Annotated in this window: 21 protein-coding genes; 19 read left to right on the forward strand and 2 right to left on the reverse strand. The window is 29.8% G+C overall.

Going from position 1 to position 23,260, the window contains the following annotated elements:
• The first annotated feature begins 17 nt into the window (after nt 1-17).
• From XO08_RS08295 to XO08_RS08330, 8 genes are read left to right on the forward strand one after another with little or no spacing between them, the layout of a single operon-like run.
• Entirely contained in the window at nt 18-4,049 is a 4,032-nt protein-coding gene (locus XO08_RS08295; RefSeq protein ID WP_077288001.1) for a GGDEF domain-containing protein, read from the forward strand.
• Entirely contained in the window at nt 4,024-4,917 is an 894-nt protein-coding gene (gene murB / locus XO08_RS08300) for a UDP-N-acetylmuramate dehydrogenase (RefSeq protein WP_143609956.1), read from the forward strand. Before XO08_RS08295 ends, murB begins: the two co-directional genes overlap by 26 nt.
• Nucleotides 4,918-4,930: 13 nt before the next feature.
• The gene (locus XO08_RS08305) at nt 4,931-6,271 is read left to right on the forward strand and encodes an aminopeptidase (RefSeq protein WP_077288002.1); all 1,341 of its coding nucleotides are present in this window, start codon (nt 4,931-4,933) and stop codon (nt 6,269-6,271) included.
• 4 nt (nt 6,272-6,275) lie between these two features.
• A complete protein-coding gene (locus XO08_RS08310) occupies nt 6,276-6,698 on the forward strand; it encodes a MarR family winged helix-turn-helix transcriptional regulator (RefSeq protein WP_077288003.1) in 423 nt (140 codons plus the stop codon).
• Nucleotides 6,699-6,703: 5 nt separating this feature from the next.
• Nucleotides 6,704-8,080, forward strand: a complete 1,377-nt coding sequence (locus XO08_RS08315; protein ID WP_077288004.1) for a PEGA domain-containing protein — start codon at nt 6,704-6,706, stop codon at nt 8,078-8,080.
• Complete coding sequence (locus XO08_RS08320) at nt 8,081-9,379, forward strand: S-layer homology domain-containing protein (RefSeq protein WP_075666485.1); 1,299 nt, start codon at nt 8,081-8,083, stop codon at nt 9,377-9,379. It begins immediately after the preceding gene.
• A 13-nt stretch (nt 9,380-9,392) separates the two neighbouring features.
• Complete coding sequence (locus tag XO08_RS08325) at nt 9,393-10,763, forward strand: DUF342 domain-containing protein (protein ID WP_077288005.1); 1,371 nt, start codon at nt 9,393-9,395, stop codon at nt 10,761-10,763.
• Nucleotides 10,760-11,548 (forward strand): type I phosphomannose isomerase catalytic subunit, encoded by a 789-nt coding sequence (locus tag XO08_RS08330; protein WP_075666487.1) that lies wholly within the window; start codon nt 10,760-10,762, stop codon nt 11,546-11,548. Before XO08_RS08325 ends, XO08_RS08330 begins: the two co-directional genes overlap by 4 nt.
• Here the strand turns inward: XO08_RS08330 and XO08_RS08335 are convergent.
• A complete protein-coding gene (locus tag XO08_RS08335; RefSeq protein ID WP_075666488.1) occupies nt 11,517-12,398 on the reverse strand; it encodes a DUF89 domain-containing protein in 882 nt (293 codons plus the stop codon). The two genes, XO08_RS08330 and XO08_RS08335, sit on opposite strands and share 32 nt — an antisense overlap.
• 1 nt (nt 12,399) lies before the next feature.
• A complete protein-coding gene (locus XO08_RS08340; protein WP_075666489.1) occupies nt 12,400-12,654 on the reverse strand; it encodes an acyl carrier protein in 255 nt (84 codons plus the stop codon).
• 164 nt (nt 12,655-12,818) lie between these two features.
• Between XO08_RS08340 and ruvB the strand changes: the two genes are divergently transcribed.
• From ruvB to XO08_RS08395, 11 genes are read left to right on the forward strand one after another with little or no spacing between them, the layout of a single operon-like run.
• Complete coding sequence (gene ruvB, locus XO08_RS08345) at nt 12,819-13,793, forward strand: Holliday junction branch migration DNA helicase RuvB (protein ID WP_075666749.1); 975 nt, start codon at nt 12,819-12,821, stop codon at nt 13,791-13,793.
• Entirely contained in the window at nt 13,786-14,481 is a 696-nt protein-coding gene (locus XO08_RS08350; RefSeq protein ID WP_075666490.1) for a YggS family pyridoxal phosphate-dependent enzyme, read from the forward strand. Before ruvB ends, XO08_RS08350 begins: the two co-directional genes overlap by 8 nt.
• The gene (locus XO08_RS08355) at nt 14,481-14,771 is read left to right on the forward strand and encodes a YggT family protein (RefSeq protein ID WP_075666491.1); all 291 of its coding nucleotides are present in this window, start codon (nt 14,481-14,483) and stop codon (nt 14,769-14,771) included. The genes XO08_RS08350 and XO08_RS08355 overlap by 1 nt, the downstream gene beginning before the upstream one ends.
• Entirely contained in the window at nt 14,768-15,523 is a 756-nt protein-coding gene (locus XO08_RS08360; RefSeq protein ID WP_075666492.1) for an NAD(+) kinase, read from the forward strand. The genes XO08_RS08355 and XO08_RS08360 overlap by 4 nt, the downstream gene beginning before the upstream one ends.
• Nucleotides 15,524-15,533: 10 nt before the next feature.
• Nucleotides 15,534-16,226 carry a PhoU domain-containing protein gene (locus XO08_RS08365; protein ID WP_075666493.1) on the forward strand — a complete coding sequence of 231 codons (693 nt, stop codon included), beginning with the start codon at nt 15,534-15,536 and terminating at the stop codon, nt 16,224-16,226.
• Complete coding sequence (locus tag XO08_RS08370) at nt 16,223-19,513, forward strand: YjgP/YjgQ family permease (protein WP_077288007.1); 3,291 nt, start codon at nt 16,223-16,225, stop codon at nt 19,511-19,513. Before XO08_RS08365 ends, XO08_RS08370 begins: the two co-directional genes overlap by 4 nt.
• 17 nt (nt 19,514-19,530) lie before the next feature.
• Nucleotides 19,531-20,838: a 23S rRNA (uracil(1939)-C(5))-methyltransferase RlmD gene (gene rlmD / locus XO08_RS08375; protein WP_077288008.1), complete on the forward strand. Its 1,308-nt coding sequence runs from the start codon at nt 19,531-19,533 to the stop codon at nt 20,836-20,838.
• Between the two features lie 34 nt (nt 20,839-20,872).
• Nucleotides 20,873-21,472, forward strand: coding sequence for an IMP cyclohydrolase (locus XO08_RS08380; RefSeq protein WP_075666496.1), 600 nt, complete (start codon nt 20,873-20,875; stop codon nt 21,470-21,472).
• 11 nt (nt 21,473-21,483) lie between these two features.
• A complete protein-coding gene (locus XO08_RS08385; RefSeq protein ID WP_075666497.1) occupies nt 21,484-22,095 on the forward strand; it encodes a hypothetical protein in 612 nt (203 codons plus the stop codon).
• Nucleotides 22,064-22,348, forward strand: a complete 285-nt coding sequence (locus XO08_RS08390; RefSeq protein ID WP_232218184.1) for an EscU/YscU/HrcU family type III secretion system export apparatus switch protein — start codon at nt 22,064-22,066, stop codon at nt 22,346-22,348. The genes XO08_RS08385 and XO08_RS08390 overlap by 32 nt, the downstream gene beginning before the upstream one ends.
• A gap of 1 nt (nt 22,349) precedes the next feature.
• Nucleotides 22,350-23,249 carry a PEGA domain-containing protein gene (locus XO08_RS08395; protein ID WP_075666499.1) on the forward strand — a complete coding sequence of 300 codons (900 nt, stop codon included), beginning with the start codon at nt 22,350-22,352 and terminating at the stop codon, nt 23,247-23,249.
• Nucleotides 23,250-23,260: the final 11 nt, after the last annotated feature.

Consider the following 23,260-nt stretch of genomic DNA (forward strand, 5'->3'; position numbering starts at 1 on the left):
TTTCAAGGGGGAAATATATGAAAATTTTAAAATTTTTTAGGAAGACTTATAATGGAGAGGAATATATCATTGAAGAAGAAGGAAATATAAAAAGAATGAAAGTTATAGACAAAGATTTAGTTGGAAATTTTATGGAATTTTCCAACTATTTGAGTTTGTTAAATTATGTAATGGGTTTTTTAAAGCCTGAAAGATACGAAATAGAAAATGAAAAGGTAGTTTTGTATTTTGCATATAACAACGAGCAACCTGTTGAAATTGAAAAACTCTCTTTAAGCTCTAAGAGAGCACTTTTTTTGATTTTGCTAAATTTGCTTCAAGAAATTTATCATGTACCAAATTTATTTTTTCCAATTTTTTCTGTTGACGATATTTTGTTACAGGAAAATACTTTTGTTGTACAGCCACCAATTTGGTTATCCAGAAACATGGTTCCTGAGATAAAAGATAGAGTTTTTGTTGCGCCTGAATTTTTGAAAAAACAGCAAATTGTTGAAAAATCTACGGTTTACGTTATTGGAAAATTTTTAGAAAAACTAAACTTGGAAAATGACGAGATAAATAAAGTAATAAAAGAAATGGTAAGAGAGGATGTTACCAAAAGAAATTTTCATTTTGGAATGCCAAGTGTTTATAAGAGTTTTTTGGAAATGAATTTTGTTGTTCCTACTATCCAAAGACCTGAACTTGATATTATTTTAAAAGTTGTAGATTATCCTGAAAGATTTATTGGAGTTGTAGGAGAACAAAGAATGGGTAAAACCACCTTAATTAATATATTGCAAGACAGGTTTATGGTAGAAGGGAAAAATGTTATCCGTGCAAATAGTATTAAACAATTTGCATTGCAACTTTTACAATTGGCAGCAGATAAAGGTTCAGAAAATGTACTGAGTGAGATCAGTGATATTATAAAAAATGGCGGGAAAGTAGATACGCTTGTACCTTTAGTTGGAAGTGTAATGGAGGAATTTGATCAGATTATAATATTAGTTGATGATTATCAAGAAAAATTCGATAATTTTAAAGTTTTTTTGAAAGAATTATCTAAGTTGAGTTTTTCTGGAAATCATAAGATTATAGCTTTTTCAACGGAAGAATTTGAGGATTTTGAAAAAGTAATAACGTTGAATCCTTTTAGTGTAGAAAAGGTAAGAGAATTAGTGGAAAAATCATTTGGTAAAATTGAGAAATTAGATATTTTGGTTGATTTTTTGCATAAGGTAAGTAGTGGACTTCCTGGAATCTTAGTTGAAGTTTTGGGTTCCCTTGTTGAGAAAAAAATATTAAGAAAAGATATAGAAAAAAATTGTTGGATTTGCGATTTTGAAAGACTAGAAAATTTTAGTTTTGAAAATATTTTTGATGTTCTATCTACGCTAAATGCAGAAGATGTATATTCTTTGAGGTGTTTATCTGTTTTGGGACAGAAGTTTACTGTAGAAGAAATAAAATTACTTGAAAAAATATTAAATAAAGATTTTTCAAAAATTATAGAGTTATCTGAAAAAAGGGGAATTTTATATAGAGAGTATTCTATTTGGAGATTTACACTGAAACAATATTGGCAGAAGTTATATTCTCAAGCGGAAAGAAAAAAAGAAATTCATCAAAAACTTATCTGTGAGTATTTGAAGTTTGATTTTTTTGGAGTTTACCAAAAAGTAGCGTGGCATTTTAAAATGTTAGGAGAGGAAAGAAAAGCCGTAATTTTTTACTTAAAAGCAATAAGAAGGGGACTTGAAAAATACTATTCACCTAATATATTACTTAAAATTATTTCTGAAGCGGAAGATCTTGCCCCTGGAAAGGTTTTGTATTCGTTGATTAGATTTAAAATAGAAGTATATTACCGTACATTTAAAAAGATTAACTTTGAAGTTTCAGATAAGGAAATCTTTTTGTATTGGAGGATGGTTTCAAAATTTGTTAATCAAAAAAATAGAGAAGTTGTGGAATTTTTTGAGGAAAATAAAGAAAAATTACAAGGATTTGGAAAGATAGGGACTTATAGGAGGATATTGTTATATTATTCGGCACTTTATAATTTAGGATTATACGATAGAATAGATATTTCCGTTTTAAAAGAAATCTCATCAATTAAAGATGTAGATTCGAAATTTGTCGTGGATTTAAAAATAAGGGCTCTTATTTTATTGGGAAATCTCTTATCTAGTAGAGATAAGCTTTCTTCGGATTATTTTTATAATACAGCAGAGATGATAGCAAAAGAAAAGGAATTATACCACTTTTTACCCACTATATATAACAATAAATCGTTTAACATTGGTAATTTTGTCATATTAAGACAATTGCTTGATAAGTCTATTTATTATGCAGAAAAGGTTGGACTGACTAATCTTTCTATAGTTTCCAAGATAAATAAGATTTATACAATGCTATATATAGGAAATATTAGAGAGTTTTTTATGGAACTTTCAAAATTAAGGAAGATAATTAAATTAAAAAATATGGATTATGAACTTGCTGAGACTTATAAATTGGAAGTGTTATATCATATCTACAATAGAGAATTTGAAGAAGGGTACAAAGATTTGATGATAATAAATAAGATTTCACAAAAGTTTGAAATTAGTGATTCTTATCTTAAATCTTTGTTTATGTTATATATTTTTACTGGAAAAGTTGAACTTGCAAGAGCACTATACGAAGAACATAAAAATGAAAAGTCATTTTTGGAATGGGGATTTAACTATTTTGTTAAATTAAGTCTTGCAGAAGATGAAGATAAATTTAAAAGAGTTTGGAATGAGTATAAAGATTCAGACGTGTTTTTGTGGAGGGAGGAAATTTTCTCATTATTTGGCGAGAAAATAGCCAAAGTTGATCCTGAAGGTTTCTTTGAACAATTGAGATTTTTTGAAAAAGATTATGCAAGTCAAGATTTGAAGTTGTCATTGGCGCTTTTGTATGAAGGATTTGCCAAATATTACAAGGTTTTAGGAAAGAGTTATAGGTATAGCCTGTATATTTCAAAAGCATATTCATTGTATAGAGAAATTGGGTTGGAGAATTACGTGAGAATTTTGGAGAAAAACGAAAGTGCAGGTATAAATTCTTATTTTAAGAAGGGGCAAAATATTTCCGATATGCTTCAAAAACAAAATATTTCTAAGGGATTGAAAGATTACTTTTTAAAATCTAATTTTGCATTGGAAGTTTTAGAAGAACTAAAGGCTATAGAAGAAATAGAAGAACCGCAAAATATCATAAATTATTTTGCAAGTAAAATTATTCAAATATTGCCTGTTAATGAAGTTGCTATTTATGTTGAAGATAAGCAAATTGAAGAAAAGTTTGAATTTTCTAACGCAGATGATATATTGAAAGAAGATTCTATAGAAAAATCACCACTGAGAATTAGAATTTCAGATAAGATTGATAAATACTTAGAATATTATATATACATTTCAAATAAAAATTTGAGGATTAGTGACGAGGAATTATTATATATCTTAGATTTATTAAAGATTGTAGAATATGGTTTTGTTACTGCACTTAAGTCATCTATATTAAGAATTAGAAGTCTTTTAGATCCTTTGACAAAATTGTATACAAGATATTACTTTGCAGAAAAGATAGAACAATATTTTATAAGGGCCAAAAAATTTAGAGAAAAAATGTCGATAATAATGTGTGATTTGGATTACTTCAAACAGATAAATGATAAATATGGACATTTAGTAGGGGATAGAGTTCTAAAGGAAGTGGCTCATATCTTAAAAGGTGGGTTACGACATAAAAATGATATAGTTGGAAGATATGGTGGTGAAGAATTTATAATTTTGCTTTCAAATACTTCTTCCAAAGAGGCTGAACAAATTGCAGAGAGATTGAGAAGTGAAATTGAATTGATTGATAAATTTCCATTTAAAATAACGATGAGTTTTGGGGTAGCGTGCTATCCTGAAGTGGAAGTAAATACTTCCGACGAGCTTGTTGGTTATGCCGATGATGCATTGTATAAGGCAAAAGATTTAGGAAGAAATAGGGTGGTAGTATTTGAAGTATTTAAAGAAAATAATTAATATATTATTGGAATTGGGAAATGATGTATATACCAATGAAAAATTAAAATGCCATGTAAGTTTTAGAATAGGTGGGCCAGTTAGGTTATTTGTAGTTCCCTATTCATTGGAATCATTTGTTAAAACAGTAGAACTATTTAAAGGTAATGTTAGAATTCTTGGAAATGGTACTAATGTTTTACCCAAAGATGAGTTTATGGATTATAACGTTCTTTCTACAGAAAATTTGACGGGGATTATTTTTGAAAAAGATTTGCTGGTATGTGAAAGTGGTTTGAATTTAAAGAGATTGTGTCTTTATGCATTACAACATGGTTTTTCTGGATTTGAAAAAGCATATGGGATACCGGGAAGTGTTGGTGGAGCTGTATATATGAATGCAGGAGCTTTTGGTTGGGAAACAGCAAATTTGGTTGAATTTGTCGATGTATATGATGGAAATAAGATCAGAAGATTAAGTAAATCAGAATTGGATTTTTCATACAGAAATAGTATTTTCAAAAAAAACAAAGGATTATTTATTTTGAGAGTGGGATTTAAAATATTTGAAGGAGATAAGCAAAAAATATTTTTGGAAATGAACAATATTATAAAAAAAAGAGTTGAAAAGCAACCATTAGAGTTCCCAAGCGCAGGTAGTGTATTTAAAAGACCAAAGGAGAACTTTTATGTTGGTAGCGCTATAGAAAAAATTGGATTGAAAGGTTTTAAGATAGGAGGAGCTATGATATCTGAGAAACATGCAGGGTTTATAATAAATTACAACAATGCAACATCAAAAGATGTAAAAGATATTATTAATCACGTAAAAAATAAAGTTTATGAAGCATATAAAGTTAATTTGGAAACTGAAATAGAAATTTGGTAAAGGAGGAAAAGTTATGAAAAATCTTTGGAAATTGAGGGATATTAACGAGGTAGAAAGTTTTGGAAAAAGTTATAGAGAATTTATAGATACTGCTGTAACCGAAAGACTTGCGGTGGAATTTTTTGAAAAAATGCTTCTTAAAAATGGATTTATACCATTGGAAAAATATACTGGAAATGAAGAAAAAATATACTATATCAATGCAAACAAGTCTTTGGTTGCCGCAAGAATTGTCGGTGAACCAAGGGATGGATTTAACATTATAGCTGCTCATATTGATGCGCCGCGTTTTGATCTTAAACCTAATCCATTATTTGAGGACGAATCTATTGCAATGTTAAAGACACATTACTATGGAGGAGTAAAGCTTTACCAATGGTACAATATTCCTTTAGCACTTGTTGGAGTGGTTTATAAATTAGATGGTACAAAAATTGATATAAATATAGGTTTAAGTGAAGAAGATCCTGTGTTTTTATTTGCTGACTTATTACCACATTTAGATAAGGAAGATAAAAAAGTAAGTGAAAAATTTCAGGGAGAAAAAATGAATTTAATCGTTGGATCTATTCCTTTAGATGGTTCTGAGAAAGATGCAATAAAGAAAAATATATTAAAGATTTTAAAGGAAAAGTACGATATTGAGGAAGAAGATTTTGTAAGCGCTGATATTGAAGTTGTTCCTGCAATTAAGTCAAGAGAAGTGGGATTTGATAGAAGTATGATTGCGGCATATGGGCAAGATGATAGAATTTGTTCATATCAAGCTATTATGGCATTGATTGACGCAAAAAAATTGGAAAAATCTGCAGCGGTTATTTTATTTGATAGGGAAGAAATTGGAAGTGAGGGTAATGCAGGTGCCAAAGCAAGGTTTTACAAGAAATTTTTTAGAAGTATTTTAAAAGCCAAGGGAGAAAGCGATGTAGAATTTGCATTAGATGAATTATTTGAAAATTCTTTTGTTGTTTCTGCAGATGTTGCCGCATTAATAAATCCCAACTTTAAAGACGTACATGATAAATTCAACGCTCCAAAGATTGGGAATGGAGTTGTTGTAGTAAAGTATACTGGAGTACGCGGTAAAGCTGGTGCAAGTGAAGCACATGCGGAAACATTGTTGCACGTAAGAAGAGTATTAAACAGTGCAAAAATAAGGTGGCAAGTTGGAACTTTGGGAAGAATTGGAGTAGGTGGTGGAGGAACAGTTGCAAAATTTTTGGCTCAAGAAGGTTTTAATGTTATTGATATGGGTCCAGGATTATTAAGTATGCATTCACCGTATGAAATTGTGTCAAAGATTGATTTATTTGAAACATATCTAGCGTACAAAGAATTAGTTTCAAAGAGGTGAAATTGTGTCGAAAAATGTTGAAAATCTTTTGAGGGAGATTTGTTTTAGAATTAAAATAAAAGGAAGAGAAGTATTAAAGGATTTTCCTATAACTCCTGCGCAATTTGATTTGATGCAAAAGCTTTATTTTACCGGTGAAAAAACAATGACAGATTTAAGTAAAATGTTAGGAATAGCTAAAAGTACAACTACAGGTTTAGTCTCAAGATTGGAAGCTGAAGGTTTTGCAGAAAGAAAGAGAAAAAATGATGATAAAAGGGTTATTACTGTGGACTTAACAGAAAAAGGTAAAGCGGTAATTGATAAGGTTATTTTAAAAAGGATAGAATTTGTGGAAAAAGTAATAGAGGATTTTGATGATAAGTCCAAGAAACAGCTTATTGTTCTTTTGGTGAAATTGAATGAATCAATGAAAGATTACGGGTGATAGTTATGAGAAAAACTTTTGTTATTTTGATTTTACTTTTTACAAGTATGTTTTTTTCTGAGTTGGTAATTATAACTGAGCCAAGCGCAATGGTGTATTGGAATGATAAATTAATTGATGTTGTTCCGTTAAATGGTGTTTTAAAGATTTCCAATTTGACGTATCCAGGAAAATTAAAGATTGTTAAACCCGGTTATTCAATATATGAAACACTGGTTTCAACAGAAAGCACTTTAAATGTTTCATTATCATTGCCTTCTTACGTTGAAATAACCACAGATCCTGAAAATGTCAAGGTTTATATCAACGGTAAATTTTACGGTTTATCACCTTCTGTTTTTGAAGTTCCGGCTGGTTTTTTGGAAATTCACTTGGAAAAGGAAGGGTTTATTTCGAAAACTTTAAATTTGCATGTGGGAGCTTCAAAAATTGAGAAAATAAACGTAAAACTTAAAAGATTTGTCAAATTGAGGATTAATGCTTCTGAAAAGTTAAATGTGATTTTTAATGGAAAATATTTAACTATTCCTACAGAATTGGAAATTTTACCTGGAAAATATGTTTTAGAATTACTAGATCCCGAATTTGTTAAATTGAAACAAGAAATAGATGTTCCAAATGCAGAAGAATATGAGTTTAACGTAGATGAGACGAAATTTTCCAAGCTTTACGTTTATGGTTTTCCAGAAAATGCCGAAATTATTTTTAACAGCATTTCAAAGGTAAGCCCAGCAAATTTTAAAGTAATGCCAGGAGATTATGAAATTACAATTAGAAGCGAAGGTTATAAGGAGTTAAAAAAGAAAATAAATTTAAAGTCTGGAAATAATACTTATGTTTATAATTTAAAGAGAAATGTAATTTCAAAAATAAACGAAAATTTATTGGTATTTCTTGACGGTATAAAAGCATCTAATCTTTTTGTTGCAAAAAGGTTGTATTTTACAAAGATAGTAGGAAAAAACAGGGAGTGGTATGGTTTTACAGATGGATCTATTGAAAAGATGCCAGAAAGTTATAGTATAATTTTAGGTAGAGAGGGTGCAGTAGAATATAAGGGGATAAGGTATAACTCTCCAGCGATTATAAATGCAAGATTTGGTGAGATTTTAACCTTTATTTCAGATGATGATTCTACAAATTTTACAGTTGTAAATAACTTGATTATTGATGATGAAGAACATTGTGTAGTAAATGTCTATTCTAAGGATAAATTAGATGTTTATGTTGATGATAAGTTTATTGGTAGAACTCCCATTTATTTTTTGGTTTTGCCAAAGGGGATGCATAAGTTTAGATTTCAAAAAGAAGGTATTATTGTGTCTGAAAATAAAGTGATAATTCAAAATGGCATATTAAATGAGGTGTTTGGAGGGGATTAAATGAAAAAATTAGTATTAGGTTTAATATTATTTCTCAGTATAGCGTTTTCTGCTGAGATAACTATAACGGATTTGTCTCCAATTGTGCCAGAATATTCTGCAGTTGAATTTTTGGTTAGAAACCAAATAATGGAATTAGATATTAATGGTAATTTTAAACCTTCATTGCTTATTACAAGACTTGATATTGCAAAAATATTGTATACCGTTATACAAAAATACAGTTTGGATAAGTTATCTGAATTAGAAAATGTTCTTTTAAATATTAACGAAGATTTAAAAACATATAAAGCAGCTTTAAATGGAGTAGATAAAAGGATGTCGCTACTTGAAGATTCTTTTTCCAAAACAAAGATGAGGTTTGAAGAGATAGAACGTTTTGTAAAAAAAGCATCTGAAACTGTTTTATCCGAAGGAGCAATTGAAAAAATTTATGAAAAGTTAAATAATTTAGATAAAGAATATGCAAAAAAGGAAGATTTAAACACACTTTCTGCACAAATTTCTATGATATCTGAAATATTCAATACTCAGATAAAAAAGTTTGATGAAAAAATTGCGTCTATTGAAAAAATTGGAGAACTTGAAAAAAAAGTAAATATTTTGAATACCGAACTAGATGAGTTAAAGACTAATTTTTTAGAAGAACAGGCGAGAAATTTGGCAAAGTTTTCAAAATTAAACGAGCAATTGGGGAATATACCTTCTGATGTAACTAATTTGAATCTAATGGTTTCGCAGCTTTCAAAAAAAATAACGGCTATTGAAGATTTGTATAATAAATTAGGAGATTTAAAACCTAGTGATTTTGAAAAACTATCTAAGATTTCGGAAATGGAAACAAAAATTAATGAATTATACACTATGTTATCTGATTTAAAGTCTTTTTCTGGTGATTTGGATACTTTAAGACAAAGGTTGGAAGGTATAGATATTTTAACGGTTAGAAATGTGGTAAATAAATTTGGGATTATTGAAAATAGGTACCAACAATTGGAAGTAAGGATACAAAATTTGGAGGATTCTTTCGGGAAATTTGATGTATATGATCAGAAAATCAAAGAATTTGAGGCGAAATTATCTGAAATAGAAAATAAAAAGATTGCTTTAGACAATATTTCAAAGATTTCCAATGATGTGGAAGACTTAAAAAAATACAAAGGTGAATCTGAAAAAGTTTTAAACGTAATGACGGATAAGATCCTAGAAGCGGAAAATAAAATTAATACTCTTCAAATTGTTTCCATTGTTTCTGTGGTTATTTCCGTTTTATCATTGGTAGTGGTATTTACAAAGTAAGAGGGGGGGATTTATGTTAATAAATGTGAAGATTTCTGAAGATAAAATGAGTGCTAGTGTTATACTTGAAGAAACTTCAGATAATGAAAAAGTTAATCAAAAAGATATAATGGATGCATTAAAGGAAAATGGGGTAGTTTTTGGAATTGATACTGATGTAATAAATAGAATATGTGAAAATCCAGAATTTAATGTACCTATAAAAGTTGCCTTTGGAAAACCAGCTGGTATTGGATTAGATGGAAGTATAGAATTTGTAGATTTCGAAAAAGGTGTGGAAAATAAAAGTGATAAAGTGGATTTTAGGGAGTTTCCAACACACAGAAGGATTATTGTTAAGAAGGGGCAAAAAATAGCTTCAATTTTCCCACCTACTAAAGGGGAAGATGGAATAAATGTTTTAGGAGAACCTGTTTTGGGAAAAAATGGAAAAGAAATTGAGCTTAAGTTAGGGAAAAATGTTGAAAAAATTGATGATGAAATATATGCAAAAGTTGATGGGATTTTAAAAGTAGACAATGATACGAATTTTATAGATGTTGAAGAGACTTTGGAAATAGATGGTAATGTGGATTATTCCGTTGGAAATATTGATTTTCCCGGAACTGTTATAGTTAAAGGAGATGTTAAATCAGGATTTGTTGTAAGGGCAAAAGGAGATATTGAAGTTGGAGGATTAATCGAAGCAGCTACTGTAATTTCGTTAGAAGGGAATATTACTGCGACAGGTATTAAAGGACGTGAAAAAGGTATTGTAAAATGTAAAGGTACTTTGAAGATAAAATTTGCGGAAAATGCCACTATTGAAGCTGGAGTGGTTGTCTTTAATGAACAATTGAGTAATTGTAAAGTGAAAGCCAGAAAATCGATTACTTCAGAAAATGGAAAAGGGGTAATAGTTGGAGGAGATTATGTAGCTGAATTTGAAATTGTAGTTGAAGAAGCAGGTTCAGAAATTGCAACTCCTACACATCTTGAGGTGGGAATTTTACCTGAACTTATCGAAGAAAGAAATTTATTAAAAACTCAAATAATGCTTGATAAACAAAATGCAGAAAAATTATTGCAAATATTAAAGCAGTATAAAATACTAAAGGAAAAAGGTGTAAAAATACCTGAAGATAAAAAGAAATTATTTTTGAAGACCTCTAATACTTTGATGGTAATCAAAGAGCAACTTGAAAAAAACACAAAAAGGTTTCATGAAATAGAAGAAAAAATAAACAAAACTAAGGTAAATGCTAGGATAGTTATAAAAAGGATTGTACATCCAGGTGTAGAAGTTTCTATACAAGGAATAAAGTATTATATTAATAAAGGAATGCCTAAGGTTATTTTGAAACTTTCAGAAGGAAAAGTGGTTGTAGGAGGTTATAGTGAATGATAAAAGTTAGACCGCAATTTAGAAACCAGATTTGGGGAAATAAAAAGATAAATGAGATCTTTGGAATAAAAGAAGGAAAAATTGGTGAAATTTGGTTAGTTTCCGGGCATCCACTTTTTACAACGTTAGTAGATGGAAAAGATATTAATGAGATTTCAGAGAGTTTGTGTGGAGAAAGATTTGAAAGATTCCCACTTTTGGTAAAACTTATTTCCACTTCTGATTGGCTTTCTCTTCAAGTTCATCCCGACGATGAATATGCAAAGATTGTGGAAAATGAACCTTGGGGAAAAAATGAAGCGTGGTATTTTTTAAGTGATGGAGAAATAGCAATTTGTGAAGAACCATCACTTATACCAAGAGCCGTAAAAGAAGGAAATTGGCAGGGCATTTTAAAAATTTTAAAAGTAAAAAAAGGGACTTTTGTTAATATCCCAGCAGGGATAATCCATGCACTTGGTCCCAACTCAACGGTGATTGAAGTTCAACAATCATCAGACCTTACATATAGAATATACGATTGGGGTAGACCTAGAGAGACACACTTAAAAAAAGCTTTAGAAGTTGCAAAATCTGTTAAATTTAAAGATTTATTTTTTGATAGGATTGATACAAAATATTTTAAAATGGATGTAGTTAAGAATTGTAAAATAGATGGGTTTAGTATAGTTGTGCCAGAAAAAATAGATAAAAACTTCGGAGCCTCAATAATTCCAAGAGGCTCCAAAGAAGATATATATGATTCTATAGTAATCAGACTTGGTGAATTCTTTTTGAATTCATAAATATTTTAGAGCCTTTTTCTACTCCTATGTAATCGGATATAACTTGGCATTTTGCAACGAGGGCAAAATAAAGGTTTTTTCTGGAAACTTCAGACAAACCTTCAAAATTTCCTTGTCCTTTTGCAATTACAATATCGTGCATGAAAAATGCTTCCCTAAACAATTGTGAGGATTTTTCTAGACAAGTTCCTGCTGTTTTTAATTCGGTATTTATTAATGTAGCAAACTTATTTAACCCAATGGCATAACCGTCCTCGACAGTTGCGTCGTTAATAATAGGATGTCCTTTTAGCGCAACTGATATGTTTAATTTAGGATGAAATTCTTTTAAAATTTCAATAAATAACATATCAAAAACTATTTCTCCTGTATTATCAGCGATATAAAGCAATGTATTAGAATTTGAGATATTGCTTTTAAAGAGTTCGAAATCATCAATCGAGAATGGTTGTTGCCAAATTTCGTTAATTCTATCAAATAGTTCCTCGGGAGAGTTACTTAAAGCGCCAAAATCGATTAAATTTCCGGATACTGCAAGCTTGGCTGCTTCATACAATGGATCCGCACAATCAAGTACTTTAAACTTAAAATTTTCGTACAAGGATAGCGCAATTTTATTTGACTTTTCCTTTTCTGTTTTGTATAAATCTTCTTTATCTAATAACTCTTCAAGTTTTTTGTATAAAAATTCCGCAATTTCAATAGGCTTTAATCCAAACCTTGTTTTGGAGAGCTCTTTTAGAATTTCTTTTAGAAATTCAAATTTTTCTTGTTCTGAAGAAACAAATTTATCAAGTATCCTTTGTGCTTGCTCGACATGGCAAGTTAAACATTTACTAATTGATTTCATGTTAATCCTCTCTGTCTTTTAATTTGGGTTCAAGAATATTTAAAAGGTCTTCGATTGTGACAATTCTTTCAAGTTCATCGTCTTCTATCTTTACGCCATACTCATCTTCTAAAATCATTACAAGGTCGACTACATCAAGTGAATCTGCACCCAGATCGTCGATTATATTAGAAGATTCATCTATATCTTCAATGGGAACGTCAAGCTTTTCGGCTAAAATTTTACTTACTTGTCTTAAAAGTTCTTCTCTCTTCATTTTATCCCTCCTTAACAGATTAATTACATTAAAGATTAAACACAATTTTTTTAACTTGTCAAGTATATTATATACCAAAATGGTATTTGTTAATACAAATTTTTATGGTATCATTTCAATAAGGAGGTGTGATTATTTCTGAAAGGATAATTGATCCGGAAAAGATGCCAAATGATGTACAAACAATACGACCACAAAAATTAAATGAGTATATTGGGCAAGAAAATATAAAAAAAAGACTAGGACTTGCGATAAAAGCATCAAAGATGAGAAGTGAGGCACTTGACCACGTTTTGTTAGTGGGACCTCCTGGGCTTGGAAAGACTACATTAGCACATATAATTTCAAATGAACTTGGAACTAATATACATGTTACAAGTGGACCAATACTTGAAAAACAAGGGGATGTGGCTGCAATACTTACTAATTTAGAATATAGTGATGTTTTGTTTATTGATGAAATACACAGAATGAATAAATCTGTCGAAGAAATTTTGTATACGGCAATGGAGGATTTTCAGATTGATATTTTAATAGGGAAGGGTCCTTCTGCTAGGTCAATACGGATAGATTTACAACCTTTTACTTTGGTTGGTGCAACAACGCGTAGTGGTTTGTTAAGTGCCCCTTTGCGTAATAGATTTGGTTTAATAATGGAATTGGATTTTTATTCAATAGAGGAATTAAGCAAGATAATTGAAAGAGCGGCTTCAGTGTTAAATGTTGAGATTAAAAAAGATGCTGCAATTTTGCTTGCAAGAAGATCAAGGGGAACTCCTAGAATAGCTCTAAGACTTTTAAGAAGGGTCAGAGATATGAGTACAATACGTGGAAAAGTTACAATAGATATGCATATGGTTGGAGAAATAATGGAACTTTTGGGAATAGATGAAGAAGGATTAGATGAGCTTGATAGAAGAATTTTAAAAACAATAATAGAGGTGTATAATGGAGGACCAGTTGGTGTGAAATCACTAGCTGCATCTGTTGGTATCTCAGAAGATAGTATTTCAGAAGTTTATGAACCTTACCTTTTGCAAAGTGGATTTATTGCACGTACTCACAGGGGAAGAATAGCTACACAAAAAGCGTATAAACATCTGGGAATAAATGTAAAAAGGGGGCTTTTTGATGAGTAATGAATTAAAGGAAAGATATGAGGTAGTAGTAAATAGCATAAATAGTAAAATGTTGGAAGTTGGAAGAAAGGATGAAATAAAACTTGTTGCGGTGAGCAAGACTTTTCCAGTAGATGTAATTAAAAATGCGTATGAAATTGGAGTTAGGATATTTGGTGAAAACTACGCGCAAGAATTACGCGATAAATCGAAAATTTTGAAAGATTATGATATAGAGTGGCATTTTATTGGAAGAATACAGTTAAATAAATTAAAATACATAGTCCCGATAGCAGAATTAATCCATTCTGTTACAAGATTAGAGGAAATAAAAGAAATCAATAAATTAAGCACGAAATTTAACAAGGTTCAAAAGGTTTTAGTACAGGTGAATTTATCAGGTGAAACAACCAAAGCAGGATTAAGAAGTGAAGAAGTAGAAGATTTTATAAAAAAGGCATATGAATTTGAAAATGTAAAGATTATTGGTTTAATGACTATGGCCCCTTTTACTAATGATGTTGAGGCTATAAGGCGTGTATTTAGGAGTGCAAAGTTTTTAAAAGAAAAACTCCTTAAAAAATTTCCAGAGATTAAGGAACTTTCAATGGGGATGTCAAATGATTATCTAATTGCCATTGAAGAAGGTGCGACTATATTAAGAATTGGTAGTAAGATTTTTGGAGAAAGAAATGGGAGGTTGAAATAATGTTTATTTTAGGTAATTTTTTGATAGGATTGGGGGTAGCTTTGCGAATTTTAATAGATATTGAGATGTTTTTTGTTATTATCTCTGCTATTTTAAGTTGGTTTCCATTACCTTCAAGGATATATTATTATTTTCAAGCAATTGCCGATATTGTGGAAAAACCTGTAAGAAGATTAATTCCAAGAATTGGACCTGTGGATATTTCGCCGTTAATAAGTATAGTAATATTGGTGTTTTTGGATAGATTTTTAATACAGAGTATTATAGATTTGGGGTATATGTTGAAATGAAAACTATAGGAATATTTTATAAACCTACGTTAAAGGATATTGCCGAAAAATTTAAGAAAGATCTTCTTTTTGAAGGATTTGATGTTGTTTATTGTAATGAGAAATTGCTAAATATTGAAGTGGATTTGACGTTGGTCTTAGGTGGAGATGGAACATTTTTGAAAGCGGCGCATAAAGTAAAAAATCCATTAGTAGGATTTAAAGGTGGGCGATTGGGATTTTTATCCAGTTATACGTTGGAAGATTTTGAAAAATTTTTGTTTGATTTAAAGGAAAATAATTTTGTAAAGGATAGAAGATTTTTTTTGAAAGTTGAAAAGTTTTACAGTTTAAATGAACTTTTGTTGATAAAGGATCCTACTCAAAAGATGTTGGATATACAAGTTTTTTTTCAAGATGGTAGCTTTTACTTTCACGCGGATGGGCTTATAGTTAGTACTCCAACCGGTTCAACTGGGTATTCATTATCATTGGGAGGACCTATTTTGCTCCCAAATGTGAGTTCTTTTGTAATTACACCAGTTGCTCCACAATTTTTGGCATCACGAAGTATTATTATACCAGATAGTGAGGAAGTGTTAATTAAGTTAAATCAGAAGTCAAATCTTGTTTTAGATGGAATGGGATTTGGTAAAGTAAGTGAAGTTAAGATAAAAAAGTCGAAGAAAAAGATAATAATTTTAAGACCAAAGGATTATGATTTTTCAAAATCTATAAAGGAAAAGTTGGGGTACGGTAAAAAATTTTTGTAGGGTGGTTGGTATGGATTGGATATTAAAAGAACATGTGGAAGATTTGAAGAAAATGGTTTTGAAAGAAGGATGGTTAATTGAGTCTTTGTTAAATCAAGTGTTGAATGCTTTGAAGGAAAGGGATAAAGATGCAGCATTTAGTGCTTTAAAAAATGAGAATGATATCAATGTAATGGATATGAAAATAAGGGAGAAGGCTTTAATAATATTATCTACCATGATGCCTATGTCTAGAGAGCTGAGAATGGTTACGGGAAGCTTTGTTATTTCAAGCTATTTTCAAGAGATTGCGGAAAAAACACTTGATATTGCAAAAAAAGTTTTAGAACTTATTAAAGAACCGCAGTTAAAACCGTTGATCACGATTCCAGAAATGACTAAAATTTCTTTAATTATGTTAAGAGAGAGTATGAGAATGTTTGCAGATCAAAATGTATCTGGAGCAGAATCGATTTGTGAAAAGGATGCGGAAATAGATAATTTCTTTGAAGATATTAGAAAAGAATTAATGGTTTATATGATGGAAGATTCAAAATATGTAAAAAGGGCATTGATATTATTAGAGATATCACAAAGAATAGAAGAAATAGCGGATCTTGCTACAAAAATTGTAGAAACAACATCGTATATAATTACCGGTAGACAATATAAATGTTACGAGGATAAATTGCATACTATCGAGTCTTTGGAGGATAAAGCTTGAAGGTTTTAACAAAGTATGTTTCAAAACTTTCAATAGGTCCTTTTTTAATGGGAGTTGGGGCTTTTGTTTTGTTTGCAAGTGTTGAGCTTTTGTATCAACTCTCTGATATTATTGTTAGACATAGAGTTAGTATATTAAAGCTTTTTGAGCTTGTATATTATAACTTGCCGTATTTTGTCTCTATGGGAATTCCAGTAGGGGTTTTATTTTCCATTTTCTGGGTTTTATCTCAGTTATACAATTCTAAGGAGATTACAGCGCTACTTGTTCATGGTATTCCCTCTCGAAAATTAGTATATCCTTTTTTCATGTTATCAATTTTATTTGGTATTTTTGCATTTTATTTAAATGATCAAGTAGTTCCATCTTTTAATCATAAGGCTATGGAAACTATATCTAGGTATGTTTACAAAAAGCCAGAAATTTCCATTAGGGAAAATGTCTTAACTAAGATAGATGATTCTCAATATTTTTTTGTTAAGAGATATGATCAGTCTAACGGCATTTTATACAATGTTGTTCTTTTTCAAAATGTAAAAAATGAAGAGAGAATAATTACCGCGCAAAAAGTTATAAAGGAAGACTCAAAGTGGTTTTTAATCAATGGTAGAATGTATATTACCGATAATGATGGTTTTTTGAAATTAGATGTTAATTTTTCAAAGATAAAGTTGAATTTAAAAGAAGATTTGGAAAGTCTTATGAGGTTTGGAAAGTCGCCTAGAGATATGACAGGTGAAGAATTAAAAAATAAAATAAGAACTTTTAAAAAGTTGGGTATTGATCCTGCTCCGTGGATTGTGGAATTACATAGTAGGTATGCAAATTCAATTGGCCCTTTTATAATAGCCATCCTTGGTGTTCCGTTGTCTTTATTGTTTGGATTAAAAAGTAAGTCTTGGAGTGTTATTTTTACCTTTTCTATTGTTGTGTTGTACCAAGGTTCTGGTGCTTGGATTTCCGCAATGGGGAAGGAAAATCTAATGGAGCCCGTTTTAGCAGCTTGGTTCCCGAATTTAATTTTTGCAACTGTTGGTGTATTTTTGTTTTTTTTGCTTGACACACCTTTTGCTTACAAAATTAGAGAATTATTCTCAAAGTTCTTGGTGTTGTTTTTCGTAGCATTTATTTCTGGAAATATGTTTTCAGAAACTGTGAATATGGAAGCTTCTAGTTTGATTTATAATGAAGGATCAGTTTATGCAATGGGTAATGTGCATATAAGTTGGGATGAGAATCTTTTAATATCTGATGAAGCAACTATTTTTGTGGAAAATTTAAAGGCAAAGGTAATAGAAGCATATGGAAATGTGCAATATGTTAAGGAAGGAAAAAAGTATAACGCACGGTATGTAAAGTATTTTTTTTCTGAAAAAAATTCCTATGCTTTAAAGGTAAGAGGAATAGAAAAGTATAAATCAAAAGAAAAGAAAATAGATTTATATTTTGGTGCGGAAAATTTTACGGATAATTCAAGTATGGTTTTGTTAAATGAAGCGTATGTAACAACTTGTGAGCTTAAAGAACCACATTACAAGGTGGAATCGTTGGACGTTTATATTTACGAGGGAAAATATTTAGTTGCGGAAAATTCTGTTTTGTTAATATTAAATTTTCCCGTTTTCCCATATCCAATTTATTTTTGGAATTTGGATAAAAATTATAAATCACCTTTTTCTTTTTCCTTTTCTTTAGATAATGGTTTTAATTTATCTACTAAGCAAGAATATAATATGTATGTTGATAATTATCTTTTGAGTACAAAATTAGAGACGGGTGAAAGCTCAAATTTGATTTTCGAGATACAAGATGAGAAAAGAAGCATTTTATATGTGGACTATAAGAAACAATATCTGACTTTAAATTTTAGAAATTTTAATTATATTACCAGATGGGATGAAAAATATACTAACCTAAAGTTCCAGTTTTATCCCTTTTATTACAATGGACTTTTAAATTATAATACATGGAGTAAAAAGTTTGGTTTGAATTTTAAAGGAAAAAGTTTTTGGTATGATATAGGTTTAATCTTAAACGTTAATAGTATAGTACTTAATAATTTTTTTTCAGTCAAAAATATAGATGAAAAGTTATATTTTTTTAATTTTCATATCAATAATGTGAATTTTAATACGCAAATGAAAAAGGAAATTGCAAATTCGACTTTTACAATTTCAGAAACGGGAATTTTCGATTTTTATTTTAAAGATAAATTGTACACTACAAGGTTTAGTGGAAGTTTAAGAGACGATAATTATATAAGCAGGGTTAGTCATTCTTTTAAATTACCATTTGAGTACAAGAGTGAGTTTTTGGATTCAAAGTTTAAATATTCTTTTGAGTTAAATTACTATAATGCACTTACTGATAAATATTATTTAAATTTAGAATTAAGTGATATATATGAATTAAGTTCAAAGCTAAAATTAAAAGTTTTAGAGATCCAACCAAAATATTCGTACAAAAAAAGTTTCAGGTCAGAAAGAGAAGGGTACAACAAATTTAATTTGGATATATCTGTTAAGGGAAATTATATGACTTTTTCATTAATTCAAGGATATGATTTTTTAGAAAAAAGGAGTTTGAATGATAAAATTTCATTAAAGTATTTTTTAGGAAAGTATTTTTCTATGAGTTTTAGTTCCGAATACGACTTTGGGACACAAAAGCTTTTACCTACTACTGTGAAAGTTAATTACTTTAATTCTAAATTTTCATTAAAGTATAGCCTTATTTTTAAATATTATCACAATGATAACGTTCCAATTAAGGAAATAACACATTTTATCACTTTTCAAAAGTTAAAGGGTCGTTTATTACAATCTGTAGAAGAAAATTATATAAAAAATGCATATTTTAAGGGGAGTTTTAAATTAAATGATATGTTAAATATCTTGGAATTTAATTACGTAAAAAATGATATTACAAAACATTCTGTTTATTCTATAAAGTATAATTTAAAGAAGGGAAAGGATTCATTTGGAATAACCTACAAGTTGGATAATTTGTACTTAAATTTAGCTTTAAAATCTTTTGATCCAGGTTTGAAATTTGAGGTAAATTATGATTTTAACGAAGAAAGGGTTAAAGATTTAAAATTAACCTTTTTAAAAAAGTTACACCATTGGATGTTTGAATTTTCATCATGTTTTAATTTTAATAATGATGGGAACTTTGATTTTGAAGATGTAGAAAAGTTTTCTGTATTGTTTTATATCGTAGAATTTGATGAAAAATTCTTGGGATGGGATTTTAAAGAAAATGCCCCGAGTATTGGAATATTTTGATTTTGGAGGTTTTAATTATGGGAGAAATGGTATATATTGAAAAAATGGCATATGGTGGAAGTGGAATTGGAAAATTGCCAGGTGGGAAGGTTGTGTTTGTTGAAAATGCGTATCCGGGTGAACTTGTTGAGGTTAAGGTGTTAAAGGATAAAAATGACTATGCGATTGCCAGGGTATTAAATGTTTTAGAACGTGTTCCTGAAAGAAGAGCTGTAAAATGTCCATATTTTAAAAGATGTGGTGGTTGTAACTTTTTGGATTTAAGATATGAAAAACAAATAGAATTAAAAAAACAGGTTTTTCTTGAACAGCTTTTTAGAATTTCAAAAGTAGAGTTGGATGATATTGGTGTTGAACAAAGCAATCAGGAGTACGGATACAGGTTAAAGATGGAGTTTTCTATTACAAAGGATAGAAAACTTGGTTTGAAAATGAAAAATTCGAATAGAATAATAGAGATAAAAAGTTGTTTAATTGCTCCAAAGCCAGTCAATGATTTGTTAAAGCTTATTCCTGAAGTTTTGGAAATGTTTAAGGTTGATGTATATGATGGCAAAAGAGGTACATTGAAAAATGTGGTTATAAGATATTCTCCTAATGGTGAATTGATGGTAATTTTCGTGACTAAAACGGAATTTTTTAAAGATGGTAAAAAAATCGCGGCAATTTTAGCTAAAAAAGTACCTTTGCTGAAATCAGTGGTACATGTGATGAACAGCAACGATAAAGTCGTGTTGAGAGGACCTTACCGTATTTTAAAAGGTGAGGGAGTAATTACATACGATTTTAGTTGGGAAAAATTTCAGATCCCACCTACCGCTTTTTTTCAAAATAATTACTATATAACGGAAAAAATGATGGAGTATTTAACAAAACAATTAGATTTAAAAGATAATGAGGTAGTTTTAGATCTCTTTAGTGGTCTTGGAACTTTTTCGATAAGGTTAGCTCTTTTATCAAAATTTGTAATTTCTGTAGAATCAAATCATGTTTCGGTAAAGGCAGGAAGGGCAAACGCTAATATAAATAATGTCAGAAATATAAGATTTGTTGAATCAGATGCCTATGAATTTTTGAAGGAATATAACAGAAATTTTGATGTTTTGGTTTTAGATCCACCAAGGAGTGGGTTGGAAAAGGGCTTGGTATTGGAAATTTTAAAACGTAATCCTGAAAAAATTGCTTACATTTCCTGTAACCCCACTACCTTTTCAAGGGATTTAAGTATTTTATTAGAAAAGTACAAGTTAAAAAGTATAAGGTTATTTGATATGTTCCCACAAACATATCATACAGAATCAGTTGCTATATTAGTTAGAAAGTAAAAATATGTTAAAATAAAAAGGGGGAGTGTAGAAAATGAATATTAAAAGGGCTTTAATTAGTGTTTCAGACAAGAGAGGGATTGTCGAATTTTCAAAAAAATTAAGGGAGTTTGGTGTTGAAATAATAAGTACTGGTGGAACTGCAAAGCTTTTGGAAGAAAATGGCATATCTGTTAAAAAAGTTTCTGAAATAACCGGTTTTCCAGAGATTTTGGGGGGGAGGGTAAAAACTCTTCATCCAAAGATTTTTGGTGCTATTTTGGCGAGGTTTGATAACAAAGAACATTTGAATGATTTGGCAAAGAATGATATTATGCCTATTGATATGGTAGTAGTGAACTTATATCCTTTTGAGGAAGTTGCAAAGAGAACTAGAAATGAAGAAAAGCTAATTGAAAATATAGATATAGGAGGAGTTGCATTATTAAGAGCATCTGCGAAGAATTATAGAGATGTTGTTGTAATTTCTGATCCTGATGATTATGGGAAAGTTATAAAAAGTCTTGAAGAATGTGGGGATGTACCACTTCAAAAGAGAAGGATATTTGCATTGAAAGCTTTTTATAGAACAATGAGGTATGATTCTGAAATTCACAGTGTGCTTTCTGAGCTCTTTGCCTCTGGGAATTTTTAAGGTGAAAAGTAATGTACGGAATAGTTTCAGATTCTTACAAAAATTTGGTAAAATTAAAAACCAAAAAGGGTGAGTTAGTATTAAAATCAAATAAAAAGATTCCAAAAGGATTGAGAATTGAAGTAAAAAAAATAGGACAAGGGGATTATGAAGGAAAGATTTTATTAGGTCCTAAGAGTTGTTTACCACCTATAAAGTATATATTTTTAGCAAATAGAATCACAGATGATCCTAGATTTATCGAAAGACTTTCCGTTATATTTGAAGAATTGGAAAGAAGGATAAAAATTAATAGGAATTTTTTGGAGAGGTTTGAAAAGTATTTTAAAAGTAATATGAAGGATGAAGAAAATTTGGAATTTGAGGTGTATTTAAACGCACTGTCAGGAAGATATGGATTACGCTCTTTTGGCGATATTAAGGTATTTTTTGATAGGGTGTCTGAAAAATTTGAAATTTTTTACGAAAAAGAAGTGATAGTTGGATATGTAAATGGTGAGCAAATTTCTTTGAGTACATCTTCGGTGATAGAAAATGTAGAAGAATTAAAGAGTAGATTGAGTAAATATTTTAAGAATGTTTTTATTAAATTTGAAGGATTTAAAGGAGGAGTTTACGTTTAGGAAAAAGATTGCCGTTGCACTGAAGTATAATCCAGATACGGATTATATACCTTTTGTTATTGCAAAGGGAAAGGAAGAGATAGCACAAAGAATTATAGATATTGCAGAAAAAAGTGGAGTCGCTATTGTTAAATCTCCGAAGCTTGTTAGTGAATTGTATAAATTAGAAGTGTTACATGAAATCCCAGAAAAATTGTATGTTGCAGTTGCGGAAATAATAGCTTTTATTGAAACTCAGAAAGGAAGCGATTGAAATGAGAAAGACTTTAATTTGTGTTTTTCTAGTATTTGGTTTAATGATATTTTCAGAGTTTTCTATAAATTTTGGGATAATGTTTGGAAATTATGATGTTGAACCTTACACATTGATTTTAATTACCGAACCATTTTTAGATGTGTATATAGATGGTGACTATATTGGACAAACGGATGTTTTTGGACAGTTGGAAATATCTTTTGGACGTGAAGGTTATCATTTTGTTGAAATTAAATCGGATAGTTATATGGTAGTATCAAAAAATGTGTTTATTAGTGCAAATGGGGTAATTTTAAAAATTCGTCCCCAAAAAGCGGGAAGTATTGTGATTTTTTCAAATGTTTATCCGGTAAATGTTTATCTTGATAATGCTTTTTATGGAGTATTTAAAGACAAGAAAGATGAACTTAAAATTCCAATTGGTGCACATAAATTGAAGTTTTTATCACCAGGATACAAGGTTATTGAAAAGGATATTTTGATTAGTTTTAAAGAAAAAGTGCCTGTTGAATTAAATTTTCACAAGAAAAATTTAGATTTGTATCTGAGAAATAGTTATGATGAATTTTCACCTAATGGTGATTGGTACAGAGATAAATGGGATTTGGAGATTTTTTTAACAACATTTGCAACTATTACCATTGATATTTTCAGCGAAAATGAAAAGGTGGAGAGTTATAGGTTTTCTGGAGTACCTGGTGAGAATATTTTCAAATGGAACGGAATTAAGAAGACAGGTGAATATTTGGTTGTGGTAACTGCATATAATGAAAGTGAAAAAGTAATGAAGGATACTAATGTAAAAATAAATATGGAAAAATACACTTATCTAAAAGAAATTACTATTTTAAGTCTTTTTGTGATATTTTCCGGAATAGTTTATGTGATTTTAAAATAGAGGAGGGTTTA

It is taken from the genome of Thermosipho sp. 1074, from assembly GCF_001999655.1.
GTDB lineage: Bacteria > Thermotogota > Thermotogae > Thermotogales > Fervidobacteriaceae > Thermosipho > Thermosipho affectus.

Coding starts and splice junctions, on each gene's coding strand:
- XO08_RS08295 (WP_077288001.1), top strand. CDS start 18: ATGAAAATTTTAAAATTTTTTAGGAAGACTTATAATGGAGAGGAATAT.
- XO08_RS08305 (WP_077288002.1), top strand. CDS start 4,931: ATGAAAAATCTTTGGAAATTGAGGGATATTAACGAGGTAGAAAGTTTT.
- XO08_RS08315 (WP_077288004.1), top strand. CDS start 6,704: ATGAGAAAAACTTTTGTTATTTTGATTTTACTTTTTACAAGTATGTTT.
- XO08_RS08320 (WP_075666485.1), top strand. CDS start 8,081: ATGAAAAAATTAGTATTAGGTTTAATATTATTTCTCAGTATAGCGTTT.
- XO08_RS08325 (WP_077288005.1), top strand. CDS start 9,393: ATGTTAATAAATGTGAAGATTTCTGAAGATAAAATGAGTGCTAGTGTT.
- XO08_RS08330 (WP_075666487.1), top strand. CDS start 10,760: ATGATAAAAGTTAGACCGCAATTTAGAAACCAGATTTGGGGAAATAAA.
- XO08_RS08335 (WP_075666488.1), bottom strand. CDS start 12,398: ATGAAATCAATTAGTAAATGTTTAACTTGCCATGTCGAGCAAGCACAA.
- XO08_RS08340 (WP_075666489.1), bottom strand. CDS start 12,654: ATGAAGAGAGAAGAACTTTTAAGACAAGTAAGTAAAATTTTAGCCGAA.
- ruvB (WP_075666749.1), top strand. CDS start 12,819: ATGCCAAATGATGTACAAACAATACGACCACAAAAATTAAATGAGTAT.
- XO08_RS08350 (WP_075666490.1), top strand. CDS start 13,786: ATGAGTAATGAATTAAAGGAAAGATATGAGGTAGTAGTAAATAGCATA.
- XO08_RS08355 (WP_075666491.1), top strand. CDS start 14,481: ATGTTTATTTTAGGTAATTTTTTGATAGGATTGGGGGTAGCTTTGCGA.
- XO08_RS08360 (WP_075666492.1), top strand. CDS start 14,768: ATGAAAACTATAGGAATATTTTATAAACCTACGTTAAAGGATATTGCC.
- XO08_RS08365 (WP_075666493.1), top strand. CDS start 15,534: ATGGATTGGATATTAAAAGAACATGTGGAAGATTTGAAGAAAATGGTT.
- rlmD (WP_077288008.1), top strand. CDS start 19,531: ATGGGAGAAATGGTATATATTGAAAAAATGGCATATGGTGGAAGTGGA.
- XO08_RS08380 (WP_075666496.1), top strand. CDS start 20,873: ATGAATATTAAAAGGGCTTTAATTAGTGTTTCAGACAAGAGAGGGATT.
- XO08_RS08385 (WP_075666497.1), top strand. CDS start 21,484: ATGTACGGAATAGTTTCAGATTCTTACAAAAATTTGGTAAAATTAAAA.
- XO08_RS08395 (WP_075666499.1), top strand. CDS start 22,350: ATGAGAAAGACTTTAATTTGTGTTTTTCTAGTATTTGGTTTAATGATA.